The following is a 16,801-nucleotide window of genomic DNA, read 5'->3' as shown; positions in this document are numbered from 1 at the left end:
GCGGCTAAAAGAGTAATTTAAACAATGACAATTAAAAGCGTTATTTGCGATATCGATGGTGTGTTGTTGCATGATAATCACCCAGTACCCGGTGCTGATGTATTTCTGGCCCGAATTCAAGAAGCCGGAATGCCGCTGGTTATTTTGACCAACTATCCCTCACAAACGGCTCAGGATCTGGCTAACCGTTTTCATTCTGCGGGGCTGGAAGTGCCGGAAAGTGCTTTTTATACCTCAGCAATGGCAACGGCCGATTTTCTGCGCCGTCAAGATGGTAAAAAAGCCTATGTGGTGGGTGAAGGCGCATTAGTTCACGAATTGTATAAAGCAGGTTTTACCATTACTGATATCAATCCTGATTTTGTGATTGTGGGTGAAACCCGCTCATACAACTGGGATATGATGCATAAAGCGGCCTATTTCGTCGCCAATGGGGCGCGTTTTATTGCCACCAACCCCGATAGCCATGGTCACGGTTTTTCACCGGCCTGTGGCGCATTGTGTGCACCTATCGAGAAAATTTCTGGCCGTAAGCCATTTTATGTCGGCAAACCTAGCCCATGGATTATCCGTGCTGCACTGAATAAAATGCAGGCGCATTCAGAAAGCACCGTCATTGTGGGGGATAACCTGCGTACTGATATTTTGGCGGGCTTCCAGGCGGGTCTTGAGACTATTTTGGTGCTATCCGGTGTCTCGACATTAACGGATATTGAAGCGATGCCATTCCGCCCAAGCTATGTTTACCCCTCCGTTGCAGAAATTGACATCATCTAATTTCAGTTGGCGGTCATGGCCGCCATACTCCCCTTTTCGCCGCTATCCTTTTCCAAGTTGCGCCCTTTTTTAGTGCAACGCACCAAAGTTTCTTGCCATTACGCCCTCTTTTGGCGCATTTTCTTTTTATACCCTTAGTCCTTAAAGCTGCAGGGTTGTTAGCTGCGCGCACTTCCCCGCAGCATCATAAATTGGCGTATTTTTTGCATGTTTTCTACAAACTAATCGGATGAATGCATCGTCATTGGGCATAGCTTGCATCAATCACAGGCAAGTATGAGAAAACAGTTCCAGCGATGACTGACTAAAATTCAACATCCTCACCGCCAAAGCAGAAAAGTTAGGGAGATTATTATGTGTTCTATTTTCGGGGTCCTCGACCTTAAAACCGACCCCATTGAATTACGCAAAAAAGCGCTGGAAATGTCACGTTTAATGCGCCACCGCGGCCCAGACTGGTCTGGTGTGTGGGCAAATGATAAAGCCATACTCGCCCATGAACGCTTATCTATTGTTGACGTCAATACAGGTGCTCAGCCGCTGTATAATGCTGCTCACACGCACATTCTGGCAGTCAATGGTGAAATCTATAATCATCAAGCATTGCGCCAGCAATACGCTGACCGCTATGAATTCCAAACCGGGTCTGACTGCGAAGTTATTCTGGCACTGTACCAGGAGAAAGGGCCTGAATTCCTTGATGATTTGCAAGGCATGTTCGCTTTCGTTTTATACGATACAGAAAAAGATGCCTATCTGATTGGCCGTGATCATTTGGGTATTATCCCGCTGTATATGGGCCATGATGAACACGGTAATATGTTCGTTGCTTCCGAAATGAAAGCCTTGGTGCCGATTTGCCGCACCATCAAAGAATTCCCTGCTGGGAGCTATCTGTGGAGCCAGGATGGCGAAATTCGCGAATATTATCATCGTGACTGGTTTGATTTCGATAATGTCAAAAACAACGTAACTGACAAAGTTGAACTGGCGAACGCATTAGAAGACGCGGTAAAAAGTCATTTGATGTCTGACGTACCTTACGGCGTGCTGCTGTCCGGTGGGCTGGATTCCTCTGTGATTTCTGCCATCACCAAAAAGTTTGCCGCTCGCCGTGTCGAAGACGATGAGCGCAGTGAAGCTTGGTGGCCACAACTGCACTCCTTTGCTGTTGGCCTGATTGGCTCGCCCGATTTGCGTGCGGCAAAAGAAGTTGCCAACCATTTAGGGACTGTGCACCATGAAATTCATTTCACCGTGCAGGAAGGTCTGGATGCCATCCGTGATGTGATTTATCACATTGAAACCTATGATGTCACCACCATCCGCGCCTCAACACCAATGTACTTGATGTCACGTAAAATCAAGGCGATGGGTATCAAAATGGTGCTGTCGGGTGAAGGCTCTGATGAAGTCTTTGGCGGTTATCTCTATTTCCACAAAGCACCTAACGCCAAAGAATTGCATGAAGAAACTGTGCGCAAACTATTAGCCTTGCATATGTATGACTGTGCCCGTGCCAACAAAGCCATGTCTGCCTGGGGTGTTGAAGCCCGAGTACCTTTCCTGGATAAAAACTTCCTTGATGTCGCAATGCGGATTAACCCGCAGGATAAAATGTGCGGCAATGGGAAAATGGAAAAACATGTCCTGCGTGAATGTTTTGAATCCTATCTGCCACATAGCGTCGCCTGGCGTCAGAAAGAACAATTCTCCGATGGTGTGGGTTACAGTTGGATTGACACATTAAAAGAGAAAGCAGCCGAGCAAGTCACTGATCAACAGATGGAAACTGCTCATTTCCGTTTCCCATACAATACGCCGTCTTCAAAAGAGGGTTATTTGTATCGCGAAATTTTTGAAGAGTTATTCCCACTACCAAGCGCCGCTGAGTGCGTACCTGGCGGCCCGTCAGTCGCATGTTCATCAGCTAAAGCTATTGAGTGGGATGAATCATTCAAAAGCATGGATGACCCATCAGGGCGCGCTGTAGGTGTGCATCAGGATGCCTATAAATAATTGAACCCAATGGCGGGGTGTGACTCTGCTTGTTCGACTATGTTGCTTTCAAGGCCGCCCACGGGTGGCCTTGTCTTTTGTTGGCAAATTCAACAATTAATCACTATAAGTGCTGCTTTAATCACCAGACTGTTCACAAGCCAAACAAACAAACCCCTTCAGCGCTTTTTTGGGAAAAAATTAGTTGACGCAATTCGGCCATATACGCATAATGCGCCCCGCAACGCCGATGAAGGTTGTGCAGAAAAAAGATGGCTACGTAGCTCAGCTGGTTAGAGCACAGCACTCATAATGCTGGGGTCACAGGTTCGATTCCCGTCGTAGCCACCATCTTTTTTTATGTATGCGGGAGTGGCGAAATTGGTAGACGCACTAGATTTAGGTTCTAGCGCCGCAAGGTGTGCGAGTTCAAGTCTCGCCTCCCGCACCATTTTCATCGGTTGTCACAGTAGATGGGATATCGCCAAGCGGTAAGGCACCAGGTTTTGATCCTGGCATTCCCAGGTTCGAATCCTGGTATCCCAGCCATTTCTCTGAAATGGTTTGTCGTTAAACACAAACACTGTTAGACGCGAGTTGTACTAAGTCAGTAAAAGAATTGTATTTCAGTTGGGATATCGCCAAGCGGTAAGGCACCAGGTTTTGATCCTGGCATTCCCAGGTTCGAATCCTGGTATCCCAGCCATACAATTTCTCAAGGTTAAAGATTTTAAGATGGCTACGTAGCTCAGCTGGTTAGAGCACAGCACTCATAATGCTGGGGTCACAGGTTCGATTCCCGTCGTAGCCACCATCTTTTGGGGTATCGCCAAGCGGTAAGGCACTGGATTCTGATTCCAGCATTCCGAGGTTCGAATCCTCGTACCCCAGCCAAATTTAGAAAAGCTCGCTTCGGCGGGCTTTTTGCTTTTCTGCATTTTGTTTTTTCACTGCGATAAAATTTGAGTTTTGCTTTTCAGCATTTGAGTTTTGTTTTTCAACAAAATGTTGAAAACTGCGCCCACAATCGCCAGGAAACAATTTTTCTGGCGACAATTCATTAAAATATCTACAACCCTAATGCATACTTCAACGCGTGCTCTTTAAGTTTGCCGGCGCGTTGAGCTGCCATCAGTGCCAAATTCCGCGCAAATTTCACGGCGGGTAAATCATTACTAAATGCAGTGTAAAACACATCCATCCCACTTTGCATAATCAGATTATCGGTACGGCGACGGCGCTGATAACGTAATAACACCGGCTCACTGTGCCAAGATTCAGCCTGTTCGCGGGCCTGATTCAATACCTCCAGCAAAGCATCCACATCCCGATATCCCAAATTAACCCCCTGCCCGGCCAACGGATTAATGGTATGAGCTGCATCGCCCAATAATACTAACCCCGGCTGCACATATTGCTGCGCATGGCGGCGAACCAAGGGGAAAGAACCTGCAGCAATGGCCTTAACGGCCCCCAGACGGGACGGAAAAGCTGCGGTAATTTCTTGATTCAATTGTGCCATCGGCATCATTTGAAGCTGCCGAATGCGCTGCGGGCTGTCGTACCAAACCAATGATGCCCAGTTATCAAACAAAGGTAGGAATGCTCTTGGGCCAGAAGGGAAAAACTGCTGCCAGGTAGTGTCTTGCTGGGCAGTATCGGTCTCGACGGTAATTAACATACAAGACTGCCGATATTGCCAACCACTGGTGCCAATTCCAGCTAAACGGCGTACCAAAGAATTGGCTCCATCCGCGCCTATCACTAAATGGCTCTGTATCTCTTGCTGCGCATCTAAGGTGATTTTCCAGTAGTCTTCTACTCTGACCATCGTTTGCAGCCGTGATGGGCACAGTAACGTCAAATTGGGGCATTCTGTCATCTGTTGCCACAGCGCTAACTGTAAAACCCGGTTCTCGACCATAAACCCTAATTCAGGTAAAGACAGCGAGGCCGCATCAAAGACGACTTGAGAACCCGGCTGTTCCCATGTCTCCAGCCGGCGATAAGGCGCATAGCGCATCTGCTGCACCGGTGACCAGGCCCCAAGCTGTTTAAGCAAAGACACCGACGTGCATCCAATCGCAGAAACTCGCAAATCCGGAGCACTTTCAGCTTCAAATGGCAGCGGAGCCTCATGCTCCAGTAACGCCACTGACCAGCCAGTTTGTGCTAACCCAAGTGCGGCGGCAGCCCCAACCATACCGCCACCCACGACCACAACATCATAATTTGGTTGCGATTTATCCATTTTGGCTATTCTTCAAAGTTAAAATAATACCTGCATTTTGTCTGCATGCAGTGTACCGGATTTTTCATCACTCCACAGAATAAGTAAGCCGTTATGCGGTGGTCATCGCAACTGCAAATGACTACAATAGCCCCATAATCATGGAGCCTTTGTGCTACCCACTATTCTATGACGGCACACAACCCAGAGCACTGCGCCGAACGCGATGTGACTTTTAAGATGAATTCTTGGCGGTAGATAGACAATGACAAAAAAACTACACATCAAAACTTGGGGCTGCCAGATGAACGAATATGATTCATCTAAAATGGCTGATTTACTGGCCAGTACCCATGGTTACCAGTTGACAGATATCCCGGAAGAAGCGGATTTATTGCTGCTCAACACTTGCTCCATTCGCGAAAAAGCCCAAGAAAAAGTGTTTAGCTTGCTAGGCCACTGGAAACTGCTAAAAGAAAAAAATCCGGAACTCATTATCGGTGTGGGCGGTTGTGTCGCATCACAAGAAGGTGAGCATCTGCGCCAGCGCGCCCCTTGTGTTGATGTGATTTTTGGGCCACAAACTCTGCACCGCTTGCCGGAAATGATTAACCACGTAAAAGGTACTCATAGCCCAGTGGTGGATATCAGTTTTCCAGAAATTGAAAAATTTGACCGTTTGCCGGAGCCGCGCGCTGATGGCCCTACGGCCTTTGTCTCCATCATGGAAGGTTGCAATAAATACTGCACATTCTGTGTTGTACCATACACCCGAGGTGAAGAAGTCAGCCGACCAAGTGACGATATCTTGTTTGAAATCGCACAGTTAGCAGCTCAAGGCGTGCGGGAAGTGAATTTACTCGGGCAGAATGTAAATGCTTATCGTGGTGCCACTTATGACGGCGATATCTGTAGTTTTGCCGAGCTATTGCGGCTAGTTGCCGCTATTGATGGTATTGATAGAGTGCGTTTCACCACCAGCCATCCGATTGAATTTACTGATGATATCATTGATGTTTATCGAGATACGCCCGAGCTGGTGAGTTTCCTACATCTGCCAGTACAAAGTGGCTCTGACCGCATTTTGACCATGATGAAACGGGCGCATACCGCGCTGGAATACAAAGCGATTATCCGCAAATTGCGTCAGGCGCGTCCTGATATCCAGATTAGCTCTGATTTTATCATTGGTTTCCCCGGTGAAACTCAGCAAGATTTTGAGCAAACCATGAAGCTGGTCGCGGATATTCGTTTTGACACCAGTTACAGCTTTATTTACTCCTCACGCCCCGGCACACCTGCGGCAGAACTCCCGGATGATGTTTCTGACGAGGAGAAAAAACAGCGATTACACATCCTACAAGAGCGCATTATTCAGCAAGCAATGGAAATTAGCCGCGAGATGGTGGGCACTGTGCAGCGCATTTTGGTGGAAGGCACATCCCGTAAAAACCTCATGGAATTGGCAGGCCGCACCGAAAATAACCGGGTGGTCAACTTTGAAGGCACTCCTGAGATGATCGGCAAATTCGTTGATGTTGAAATTGTTGATGTTTATGCCAGTTCACTCCGCGGCATGTTGGTGCGTACTGAGGACCAAATGGATCTGCGGACTCATGAGTCACCGCAATCAGTCATTGCCCGAACCCGCAAAGAAAATGAGATAGGTGTCGGCCTTTATCAGCCCTGATTTCGATTTTTCGAGCCAGCACGCACCAGCAGGCACTGCATTGTCAGTGCCTATTTTATTTTAGCGGCGCGCTGCGCAGATTCGGATTTTTTAAGTTGCGCCATTCATGAGCCGCTATTTCAATAGGGGTCGAAGGCACGGATTCATAAGTAAACTTGCGTCAGTACCGTGCACCATGAATAATTCACAAATGACATGTATGATTGACGTATAGCCGTGATATCACACAACCAATTTTTGTGAATGATATCCCCCAGCAATGGGAGTTACAGCCAAGTTTCAAATAAACCGGCCCTAAGTGACCCAGAGGAACGCAGTGACTCAGAGAAACAGTTTGCACGTAGTGACACAAGAAATCTTGCTGGAACCCGCCGATAATCAGCGCCTGCTGAGTTTGTGCGGCCCTTTTGATGACAATATCAAGCAGTTGGAACGCCGGTTAGGTATTGAAATTAATCGTCGTGATAACCGTTTCAAATTAGTCGGTAAGAATATCTGCGTTGTTGCAGCGGCAGATATCCTGCGCCATCTGTATGTCGATACCGCTCCGATTCGTGGTGTTATCCCAGATATCACACCAGAAGATATTCACCTCGCGGTGAAGGAAAGCCGGGTATTAGAGCAAACCGCTGAGAGTGTGCCGGATTACGGGAAAGCCGTGACCATCCGCACCAAACGCGGGATGGTTAAGCCTCGCACACCAAATCAGGCACAATACATCGCCAATATTCTCGACCATGATATTACTTTCGGGATTGGCCCTGCCGGTACCGGTAAAACCTACCTGGCTGTTGCTGCAGCTGTCGATGCTTTGGAGCGCCAAAATGTACGGCGTATTTTGCTGACCCGCCCAGCGGTTGAAGCCGGTGAAAAGCTGGGTTTTTTACCCGGTGATCTCAGCCAAAAAGTCGACCCTTATCTACGCCCGCTCTATGATGCTCTGTTTGAAATGCTGGGCTTTGAGCGCGTTGAAAAACTGATTGAGCGCAATGTAATTGAAGTGGCTCCGCTGGCGTATATGCGCGGCCGCACACTGAATGACGCGTTTATCATTCTGGATGAAAGCCAAAACACGACAGTTGAACAGATGAAAATGTTCCTGACCCGCATGGGCTTCAACTCCAAAGCGGTGATTACCGGTGATGTTACGCAAACTGATTTGCCACGCCACCAGAAATCCGGCTTAAGCCATGCCATTGAAGTGTTATCAGAGGTAGAGGAGTTGAGCTTTAATTTCTTCCATAGCGAAGATGTGGTGCGCCACCCAGTTGTCGCTCGCGTCGTCATTGCCTATGAAGCTTGGGAAGCCGCAGAACAAAAACGTAAAGATGCGATTGCCGAACAACGTAAGCGGGAAACCCATACCCCGTCTGAGCAGGAGGCTCCGTGAGCCAAGTTATTCTCGATTTACAAATTGCCTGTGCCGATAGCCAGGGTTTACCGACCGAAGCCGATTTTCAACATTGGTTGGAAGCTGTATTGCCGCAATTTCAGGAAGTCTCCGAAGTCACTATCCGTGTGGTTGATGAAGCAGAAAGCCATGAGCTAAATCTGACCTATCGCGGTAAAGATAAATCGACCAATGTCTTGTCTTTTCCCTTTGAGGCCCCACCTGAGATTGAACTGCCATTACTCGGTGATTTAATCATTTGCCGTCAGGTAGTTGAACAAGAAGCAGTTGAGCAAGAGAAAGCACTACTGGCTCATTGGGCGCATATGGTTGTTCACGGCAGTCTCCATCTGCTAGGGTATGACCACATCGTTGACGATGAAGCAGAAGAAATGGAGTCGATTGAGACTGAAATAATGCAAAGTTTGGGCTACCCAGACCCGTATATTTCAGAGAAAGACCCCGAGTAAATTCACCCTATCAGGTGTAAATTATCTGATAAGTATGAATTATCTGGTAAGTATGAACAAAAGCTGTCGGCGGTGTGAATTTACCGCTGCCGATAATATAATTTTTACCCAAAGAAATTGACGTTGCAGGTAGGCCGCAAGCGAACGAATCCCAATGAGCTTACACAAGTAAGTGATTTGGGTGAAAGAGCGCAGCGAACACCCCTGCGGCTTCAAATGCGAAGGGTATAACATAGGTAAACTTAACTAAAACGCCATGAGCGACGACCACTCACAAAACAATGATAGCCCCAGTCCCAAGAAAGGGTTCTTTACTCTCATTCTTAACCAGTTATTCCACGGCGAACCTAAGAACCGTGGTGATCTGGTAGAGCTTATCCGTGATTCTGAGCAAAACGATTTGATCGATCCCGATACCCGCGACATGCTGGAAGGCGTGATGGATATCGCCGAACAGCGCGTACGGGACATCATGATCCCCCGCTCTCAGATGGTCACACTAAAGCGTAATCAAACGCTGGATGAGTGTCTGGATGTGATTATTGAATCTGCTCACTCCCGCTTTCCGGTGATCAGTGAAGATAAAGATCACATCGAAGGTATCCTAATGGCCAAGGATTTGCTGCCGTTTATGCGCACAGATTCCGAGCCATTCAGTATTGATAAAGTCTTACGGACGGCGGTTGTAGTGCCGGAAAGTAAGCGTGTCGATCGGATGCTGAAAGAGTTCCGCTCCCAACGCTATCATATGGCTATTGTCATTGATGAGTTTGGTGGCGTTTCAGGCCTGGTGACCATTGAAGATATTCTTGAGCTGATCGTTGGCGAAATAGAAGATGAGTATGACGATGAAGAAGATAGAGACGTTCGTCAACTCAGTCGGCACACATACACGATTCGTGCGCTGACACCCATTGAAGATTTCAATGAAGTCTTCAACACCCATTTCAGCGACGATGAAGTGGACACTATTGGTGGTTTGGTGATGCAGGCGTTTGGTCATTTACCTGCCCGCGGTGAAACCATTGAAATTGAAGGTTACTTATTTAAAGTTGCCATGGCAGATAGCCGACGTATTATTCAGGTTCATGTGAAAATCCCGGATGATGCTCCGCAACCAAAACTGGAAGAATAAATCCTCGATGCCTATCGCTTCACTCCGTCAACGCCAGTGGGTTCGCGCCCTACTGGCGCTATTTTTTGGCGCCTGCGGTACGCTGGCCTATTCACCATTTGATAGTTGGCCCGCAGCCATTGTTTCACTGTTTGGTTTACTCAGCCTGACATTGAATCGCAGCACCAAACAAGCCGCTTTTATCGGCTTTTGTTGGGGTATGGGGCTGTTTGGCACTGGCGTTAACTGGGTTTATGTCAGTATCTCTGAATTTGGCGGCATGCCGACGGCCATCAATATCTTCCTGGTGGTATTGCTGGCGGCGTATCTTTCGCTCTATACCATGCTGTTTGCCGGTGTATTAGCCCGCATATGCCCGAAGGCGACTTGGTGGAGACTGGCGATTGCGGCCCCCGTGGTGTGGCAGTTGACTGAATTCTTGCGCGGTTGGGTATTAACTGGCTTCCCATGGCTACAATTTGGTTATAGCCAAATCAATGGCCCACTACGCGGTATTGCCCCCATTCTTGGCGTCGATGGCATCACTTTCATGCTGATGTCCATCAGCGGATTACTGGTTTACGCCTGTTATCAACGCCGGATAACTGCGGCAATTATTGCAGTAGCCATGTTATTACTACCGTGGCCGCTGCGCCAATTACATTGGTTCACACCGGAACCTGAACGCGCGGTTAATGTGGCGATGGTGCAAGGTAATATTGCTCAGTCAATGAAGTGGGACCCTAAAGTCCTGCTATCGACTCTGCAAGTCTATCTGGATGAGACCCGCCCATTTATGGGTAAAGCTCCCATTATCATCTGGCCAGAATCTGCCATTCCTGATATTGAAACTGATCAAACCGGCTTCCTGACGATGGTTGATGACCTAATGCGGGCCAATCACAGCAGCTTGATCACCGGGATTGTAGATGCACAGCGCCGGCCGGAGGGTAATGGTTACCACTTCTTCAACAGTATCATTGTGTTAGGCGATAAAGAACCCTACCAATATCCGACCCGTAATCGCTATAGCAAACACCACTTGGTACCCTTTGGTGAGTTTGTGCCGCTTGAGTCCCTGCTGCGCCCACTGGCGCCGCTGTTTGATTTACCTATGTCGACATTCAGCCGCGGCGATTATGTGCAGCCACAGTTAAATGTGGCCGGGTTTAACCTGACTGCCGCTATTTGTTATGAAATCGTCTTGGGCCAACAGGTTCGAGATAACTTCAGGCCGGATACCAACTTCTTGCTAACGGTCTCTAATGATGCATGGTTTGGTCACTCTATCGGGCCATGGCAGCATTTCCAAATGGCACGCATGCGCGCCCTCGAATTAGGTCGCCCTCTGTTGCGCAGTACCAATAATGGTATTACGGCGGCAGTTGGCCCAAGCGGTGAAGTCTTGGCACAAATTCCACAGTTCACCCAGCAAGTCCTGGAAGTTAAAGTCACGCCAACGATCGGCATGACCCCTTATGCCCGCTTTGGCTCGTGGCCAATGTGGATTATCACCTTGGTACTGGCGGCATTGACGTTATATCGTGCTGTCCGCTGTCGCCCTGACAAAAATAAACCAAAGTAACCTGAGCGCCTTATGTCATTGAAACCTGAATATATCCTCACGACTGAAGCACAATTAAGTGAGCATTACGCCTCGCCCAATCAGAACGTGTTGAAAAAACAAATAGATCACATTGATGATTATGCCAAAAAGCTGATTGCCGCCGCACCTTTCGCGGTGTTGGGGACTCTGGGCGCTAATGGAATAGACTGTTCGCCCAAAGGCGGGGATGCGGGTTTTATTCATGTGCAGGATAGCAAAACACTGATGTTGCCAGACAGGGCGGGCAATAACCGCCTGGATGGTATTCGTAATTTGCTGCATAACCCATTTATCGGCATCTTGTTCTTGATCCCCGGTTGGACTGAAGGTTTCAGGGTGAATGGCCGGGCAAAAATATCCATCGACCCACAACTGTGTGAGCGTTTTAGCCAAAACGGCCACCCCGCTCGCAGCGTGTTAGTGATTGAAGTCGATGAAGTATTTATCCACTGTGGCCGCGCAATCACCTTTGCTGACTTGTGGAACCCAGAGAAACATGTAGAGAAAGAAAACGTTCCAACCGCGCTGGAAGTTTTTAAAGCTCATTTGGCTATCAATAATCATCAATTAAGTTAGTCATCAATTAAGCTAACCTGCTGTTAAAATGAGGCAATACTTAAGCTAATTGATAGTATTCCATGATTGGCTACAGGTTAATTAACTCATCTCCCCCAGATAATATTTCTTAGCCCTGATAAACAGGGCTATTTATCCGCACAACTTTCCCTCGACTGGCACAGACCTTGCATTGTTTCTAATCAAATAGTGTTAGTTATTTCCTCATATCTAGCTTGTATTCAGCCATCAAAGGGGATTCCCTCAGTGAATCGGCGAAGGTCAGTTTCGAATGAAGAAATAGCGGTTATTCGCCCGCACATTTATGGGGCGCATCACGCACCCTAATAGTGCGGTACTGTTTTACTGCCTCTATTTGGTGCGATTTGCGTCCCAAAAAACAAACATTTATTCATCATTTGCATAACAATTTGCTATTTTTTAAAGATAATCTGATACAAGTAACAATGAAAATAGCGGGTTGACCAACAAATATCTTTGGTTATGCAAGCACCAAAAAATAAGACGATTTTTGGGTATTTCTTGTTTTTAACATGACTACATTTTAAGTATCACAACATCGAGTTAGAAAATATTAAGTAAAAAACAACATTAAAGGAGTTGGACCATGCATATGCGTAAATTGGCGTTAGCGCTACTGTTAGCTGGGATGGCAAGTGGTGTAGCCCAAGCAGAAGAAGCAGTAAAGGCAGATGCTTCTGCTGACACACTGAAGAAGATCAAAGATAACGGCGTTATCGTGGTCGGCCACCGTGAGTCTTCCGTTCCATTCTCTTATTATGATAATCAACAGAAAGTGGTTGGTTATTCACAAGATTATTCCAACTTGATCGTCGATGCGATCAAGAAAAAACTTAATGCACCCGACCTGCAAGTGAAACTCATCCCCATTACTTCGCAGAACCGCATTCCGTTACTGCAAAATGGAACCTTTGATTTCGAGTGTGGTTCCACCACGAATAACCTCGAACGTCAGCAACAAGCCGCATTTTCTAACACCATTTTTGTTGTCGGTACCCGTTTACTGACCAAAAAAGGTTCTGAAATCAAAGATTTCAAAGAGTTAGCTGGAAAACCTGTGGTCGTGACATCGGGCACCACCTCTGAAGTCTTGCTCAATAAATTGAATGAAAAAGACAACATGAATATGCGCATCATCAGCGCCAAAGACCACGGTGACTCTTTCCGTACCTTGGAAAGTGGCCGCGCAGTGGCCTTTATGATGGATGATGCTTTGCTGGCTGGCGAGCGAGCAAAAGCCAAGAAACCGGATCAATGGGACATCGTCGGTACTCCGCAATCTCAGGAAGCTTACGGCTGTATGTTGCGTAAAAACGACCCAGCCTTTAAAGCTCTGCTGGATGAAACCATTGCCACCGCACAAACCTCTGGTGTGGCTGAAAAGTCCTTTGATCGCTGGTTCAAAAACCCAATTCCACCTAAAAATCTTAACCTGAATTTCTCACTGTCTGATGAAATGAAGGTGCTGTTCAAAGCCCCTAACGATAAAGCATTGAACTAACAATAATAATCAGGGTGGGCGATGCCTACCCTACAGATTGATGATGAACCGATGGGATACAGGAAATGAATGCGGGGTGGCCGTTCCCCACTCCGCATTTTTTTGTTAACCCTCGGGAAGCCGCAACGCATTGGATCATCAGTCATCAGGGTGGCTTATCCATCCTTTTAAGGGAGTTTGTTATGTCAATAGACTGGAACTGGGGCATTTTCTTGCAACCTGCCCCTTTCGGTAATACCACCTATTTCGGCTGGATTTGGTCCGGCTTTCAGGTCACTGTCGCATTATCATTGTGCGCTTGGGTTATCGCTTTCTTCGTAGGTTCATTATTTGGGATTTTAAGAACAGTTCCCAACCGCATTCTGTCTACCATAGGGGCCACTTACGTCGAGCTGTTCCGTAATGTGCCGCTTATTGTGCAATTCTTTACCTGGTATCTGGTGGTCCCTGAGCTTTTACCGACCAATCTTGGCATGTGGTTCAAAAGTGAGTTAGATCCGAATATCCAGTTCTTCCTTTCATCAATGATGTGTCTGGGTTTATTTACCGCCGCTCGTGTTTGTGAACAGGTACGTGCCGGGATTCAATCACTGCCTCGAGGTCAAAAAGCGGCGGGTTTGGCGATGGGGTTAACTCTGCCGCAAACTTACCGCTATGTTTTATTGCCCAATGCCTATCGGGTCATTATTCCCCCGATGACCTCAGAAATGCTCAATTTGGTTAAAAACTCAGCGATTGCATCAACAATCGGGCTGGTGGATATGGCGGCACAAGCAGGGAAATTGCTGGATTACTCAGCTCACGCCTATGAGTCGTTTACTGCCATCACCCTTGGTTATGTATTGATCAACGCTATCATTATGTTGTTGATGCGATTAGTTGAAAAGAAAGTGCAGTTGCCCGGCAATCTGGGGAGTAAATAATGTACGAATTTGATTGGAGTTCCATCGCCCCCAGCCTGCCATATCTGCTGCAAGGTTTGGCCGTTACCGCCAAAATAACCCTTATCGCCATTGTCTTTGGGATTATCTGGGGCACGATTCTGGCCGTGATGCGGCTGTCGCCGATTAAAGCCATCCGTTGGTTTGCCACCGCCTATGTCAACGTGTTCCGCTCTATTCCTTTGGTGATGGTGCTGCTGTGGTTTTATCTGGTGGTTCCGAGCTTATTACAAAATGTGCTGGGCTTATCACCAAAAACTGATATTCGCTTAATCTCTGCCATGGTAGCCTTTTCATTATTTGAAGCGGCTTATTACTCAGAAATTATCCGTGCCGGGATCCAAAGCATCTCTCGTGGGCAATCCTCTGCAGCTCTGGCGTTGGGCATGACCCAAGGTCAGTCAATGAGACTGGTTATTCTGCCCCAGGCTTTCCGCGCCATGGTGCCATTGCTGTTAACCCAAGGGATTGTATTATTTCAGGATACATCGCTGGTATATGTCCTTAGTCTGGCGGATTTCTTCCGCACCGCGACCACTATTGGCGAGCGGGACGGGACTCAGGTCGAAATGGTGCTGTTTGCCGGTTTGGTGTATTTCGTTATCAGTTTTTCCGCGTCGATGCTGGTTAACTATTTGAAGAAAAGGACTGTTTGATGATTTCCCTGAAAAATGTTTCTAAGTGGTACGGCCACTTTCAGGTGCTGGCTGACTGCACCACCGAAGTAAAAAAAGGCGAGGTCGTGGTGGTCTGCGGCCCTTCTGGCTCAGGTAAATCGACCTTAATCAAAACTGTTAATGGGCTGGAACCAATTCAAAAAGGAAACATTACAGTAAATGGTATTGCTGTGAATGATAAGGGCACCAACTTGGCGCAATTACGCTCCAAAGTCGGCATGGTGTTCCAGCATTTTGAACTGTTCCCACACTTGTCTATCATTGAAAACCTGACACTGGCACAAGTCAAAGTGCTCAAACGCGATAAAACAGAAGCGCGGGAAAAAGGGCTAAAATTGTTAGAGCGTGTCGGTCTTACCACCCACGCAGATAAATTCCCCTCTCAGTTATCTGGTGGCCAGCAACAGCGTGTGGCGATTGCCCGCGCACTGTGTATGGACCCTATCGCCATGTTGTTTGACGAACCGACTTCAGCCCTTGACCCAGAAATGATCAACGAGGTGCTGGATGTAATGGTCAAACTGGCGCTAGAGGGCATGACCATGATGGTAGTGACCCACGAAATGGGCTTCGCCCGTAAAGTCGCTAACCGGGTTATTTTCATGGATGAAGGGAAAATCGTCGAAGACAGTAACAAAGATGATTTCTTTAACAATCCTAAATCTGACCGTGCCAAAGACTTCCTGGCGAAAATCCTGCATTAACCGCCCTCCTCCCCTGCGCCGGTGGGGGAGGAAATTTGCTCTGGTTCTCTTTTTACACCCGCCGAGATTGCTTATCCATTTTATTGTGCGCATCCTCCAAAGAATGCTGCCACTAAAAGAGGAAAAGTGATGTCCCGCTCTATTATCATTGATTGCGATCCCGGCCATGACGATGCTATTGCGCTGATTTTGGCTCTGACCTCCCCCGAACTGAATGTACAAGCCGTGACCACCTGTGCTGGCAACCAAACCCCCGATAAGACTTTGCGCAATGCGCTGCGGATTTTGACATTACTTGAGCGCCAGGATATTCCGGTGGCTGGGGGGGCATTGAAGCCGCTACTGCGCGAACTGATTATCGCTAACAATGTTCACGGTGAAAGTGGTTTAGATGGCCCATCGCTACCTGATCCGGGCTTCGCGCCACAAGCTGAAAATGCCGTGGAACTAATGGCGAGAATATTGCGTGACAGCCCTCACCCCGTGACCTTGGTGGCAACCGGCCCTCTGACTAACGTCGCTTTGTTACTGGCCGGCCATGGTGCTCTGGCGGCCAAAATAGACCGCATCGTTATCATGGGCGGGGCGGTGATGTTAGGAAACTGGACGCCTGCGGCTGAATTTAACATTTTTGTTGACCCCGAAGCAGCTGATCGTGTCTTTAAATCGGGAATCCCCATTACCATGGCGGGGTTGGATGTCACTCATCAAGCACAAGTGATGGATGAGGACATTGACAGAATTCGTCAGTTGAATAATCCAATCGCCGAGGTAGTTGCGGACTTATTGGATTTCTTTATGTTGTATCACCGACAAGAGCGCTGGGGTTTTCAAGGTGCGCCATTGCATGATCCTTGCACCATCGCCTGGTTATTGGCACCGGAATTATTCACCAGTATTGAACGTTGGGTCGGTATCGAAACCCGTGGTGAATATACCCAAGGGATGACAGTGGTTGATTATTACCAACTCACTGACAATAAACCTAATGCAGAAGTTCTGATGGGCATTGATCGAAAAGGATTTATTGATTTACTGGTCGAACGTATTGCCCGCTACGGCAAATAAGCTTTTGACACTCCGCCAGCGCGGAGTGTCTCTTTTAG

At 47.7% G+C, this 16,801-nt stretch carries 14 protein-coding genes and 6 tRNA genes; 19 read left to right on the top strand and 1 reads right to left on the bottom strand.

Annotated elements, in window-relative coordinates; all coding sequences use genetic code 11:
* Positions 1-24: 24 nt before the first annotated feature.
* The 8 genes from OVO64_RS09625 (at position 25) to OVO64_RS09590 (ending at position 3,669) form a co-directional block, all read left to right on the top strand.
* Entirely contained in the window at positions 25-777 is a 753-nt protein-coding gene (locus OVO64_RS09625) for an HAD-IIA family hydrolase (protein WP_038634749.1), read from the top strand.
* A 354-nt stretch (positions 778-1,131) separates the two neighbouring features.
* The gene (asnB, locus tag OVO64_RS09620; RefSeq protein WP_050291448.1) at positions 1,132-2,796 is read left to right on the top strand and encodes an asparagine synthase B; all 1,665 of its coding nucleotides are present in this window, start codon (positions 1,132-1,134) and stop codon (positions 2,794-2,796) included.
* 253 nt (positions 2,797-3,049) lie between these two features.
* A tRNA-Met gene (locus tag OVO64_RS09615) sits at positions 3,050-3,126 on the top strand.
* A 15-nt stretch (positions 3,127-3,141) separates the two neighbouring features.
* Positions 3,142-3,226 (top strand) — tRNA-Leu (locus tag OVO64_RS09610).
* Positions 3,227-3,249: 23 nt separating this feature from the next.
* Positions 3,250-3,324 (top strand) — tRNA-Gln (locus OVO64_RS09605).
* Between the two features lie 82 nt (positions 3,325-3,406).
* Positions 3,407-3,481: transfer RNA gene (locus tag OVO64_RS09600), tRNA-Gln, on the top strand.
* Between the two features lie 31 nt (positions 3,482-3,512).
* Positions 3,513-3,589, top strand: a tRNA-Met gene (locus OVO64_RS09595).
* A gap of 5 nt (positions 3,590-3,594) precedes the next feature.
* Positions 3,595-3,669: transfer RNA gene (locus OVO64_RS09590), tRNA-Gln, on the top strand.
* A gap of 175 nt (positions 3,670-3,844) precedes the next feature.
* On the opposite strand, the gene ubiF is transcribed toward OVO64_RS09590, so the two are convergent.
* A complete protein-coding gene (gene ubiF, locus OVO64_RS09585; RefSeq protein ID WP_050291449.1) occupies positions 3,845-5,026 on the bottom strand; it encodes a 3-demethoxyubiquinol 3-hydroxylase in 1,182 nt (393 codons plus the stop codon).
* Between the two features lie 244 nt (positions 5,027-5,270).
* On the opposite strand from ubiF, the gene miaB reads away from it, so the two are divergent.
* The 11 genes from miaB to rihA all read left to right on the top strand — a co-directional run bounded on the left by miaB (position 5,271) and on the right by rihA (position 16,763).
* Positions 5,271-6,695: a tRNA (N6-isopentenyl adenosine(37)-C2)-methylthiotransferase MiaB gene (gene miaB / locus OVO64_RS09580; protein WP_050291450.1), complete on the top strand. Its 1,425-nt coding sequence runs from the start codon at positions 5,271-5,273 to the stop codon at positions 6,693-6,695.
* Positions 6,696-7,011: 316 nt separating this feature from the next.
* Positions 7,012-8,085, top strand: coding sequence for a PhoH family protein (locus tag OVO64_RS09575; protein WP_172667604.1), 1,074 nt, complete (start codon positions 7,012-7,014; stop codon positions 8,083-8,085).
* Positions 8,082-8,555, top strand: coding sequence for an rRNA maturation RNase YbeY (gene ybeY, locus OVO64_RS09570; protein ID WP_038634758.1), 474 nt, complete (start codon positions 8,082-8,084; stop codon positions 8,553-8,555). Before OVO64_RS09575 ends, ybeY begins: the two co-directional genes overlap by 4 nt.
* A gap of 256 nt (positions 8,556-8,811) precedes the next feature.
* Entirely contained in the window at positions 8,812-9,690 is an 879-nt protein-coding gene (corC, locus tag OVO64_RS09565) for a CNNM family magnesium/cobalt transport protein CorC (protein ID WP_005158416.1), read from the top strand.
* Between the two features lie 7 nt (positions 9,691-9,697).
* Positions 9,698-11,254, top strand: a complete 1,557-nt coding sequence (gene lnt, locus OVO64_RS09560; protein ID WP_038634762.1) for an apolipoprotein N-acyltransferase — start codon at positions 9,698-9,700, stop codon at positions 11,252-11,254.
* A 12-nt stretch (positions 11,255-11,266) separates the two neighbouring features.
* The gene (locus tag OVO64_RS09555; protein ID WP_038634765.1) at positions 11,267-11,851 is read left to right on the top strand and encodes an MSMEG_1061 family FMN-dependent PPOX-type flavoprotein; all 585 of its coding nucleotides are present in this window, start codon (positions 11,267-11,269) and stop codon (positions 11,849-11,851) included.
* A gap of 607 nt (positions 11,852-12,458) precedes the next feature.
* The gene (locus OVO64_RS09550) at positions 12,459-13,373 is read left to right on the top strand and encodes an amino acid ABC transporter substrate-binding protein (protein ID WP_042562351.1); all 915 of its coding nucleotides are present in this window, start codon (positions 12,459-12,461) and stop codon (positions 13,371-13,373) included.
* A 182-nt stretch (positions 13,374-13,555) separates the two neighbouring features.
* Positions 13,556-14,296, top strand: a complete 741-nt coding sequence (locus tag OVO64_RS09545; RefSeq protein ID WP_038634768.1) for an amino acid ABC transporter permease — start codon at positions 13,556-13,558, stop codon at positions 14,294-14,296.
* Positions 14,296-14,970 (top strand): glutamate/aspartate ABC transporter permease GltK, encoded by a 675-nt coding sequence (gltK, locus tag OVO64_RS09540; protein WP_032819850.1) that lies wholly within the window; start codon positions 14,296-14,298, stop codon positions 14,968-14,970. The genes OVO64_RS09545 and gltK overlap by 1 nt, the downstream gene beginning before the upstream one ends.
* On the top strand, positions 14,970-15,695 hold the full coding sequence (locus tag OVO64_RS09535) for an amino acid ABC transporter ATP-binding protein (protein ID WP_004390594.1): 726 nt from the start codon (positions 14,970-14,972) through the stop codon (positions 15,693-15,695). The genes gltK and OVO64_RS09535 overlap by 1 nt, the downstream gene beginning before the upstream one ends.
* 129 nt (positions 15,696-15,824) lie before the next feature.
* The gene (gene rihA / locus OVO64_RS09530) at positions 15,825-16,763 is read left to right on the top strand and encodes a pyrimidine-specific ribonucleoside hydrolase RihA (protein ID WP_050291451.1); all 939 of its coding nucleotides are present in this window, start codon (positions 15,825-15,827) and stop codon (positions 16,761-16,763) included.
* Positions 16,764-16,801 lie beyond the last annotated feature (38 nt).

Origin of the sequence: Yersinia sp. Marseille-Q5920, assembly GCF_946902935.1 — a bacterium.
Lineage (GTDB): Bacteria > Pseudomonadota > Gammaproteobacteria > Enterobacterales > Enterobacteriaceae > Yersinia > Yersinia rochesterensis.
Note: the sequence above shows the minus strand (reverse complement) of the source record. Positions and strands in the feature narration are given on the sequence as shown.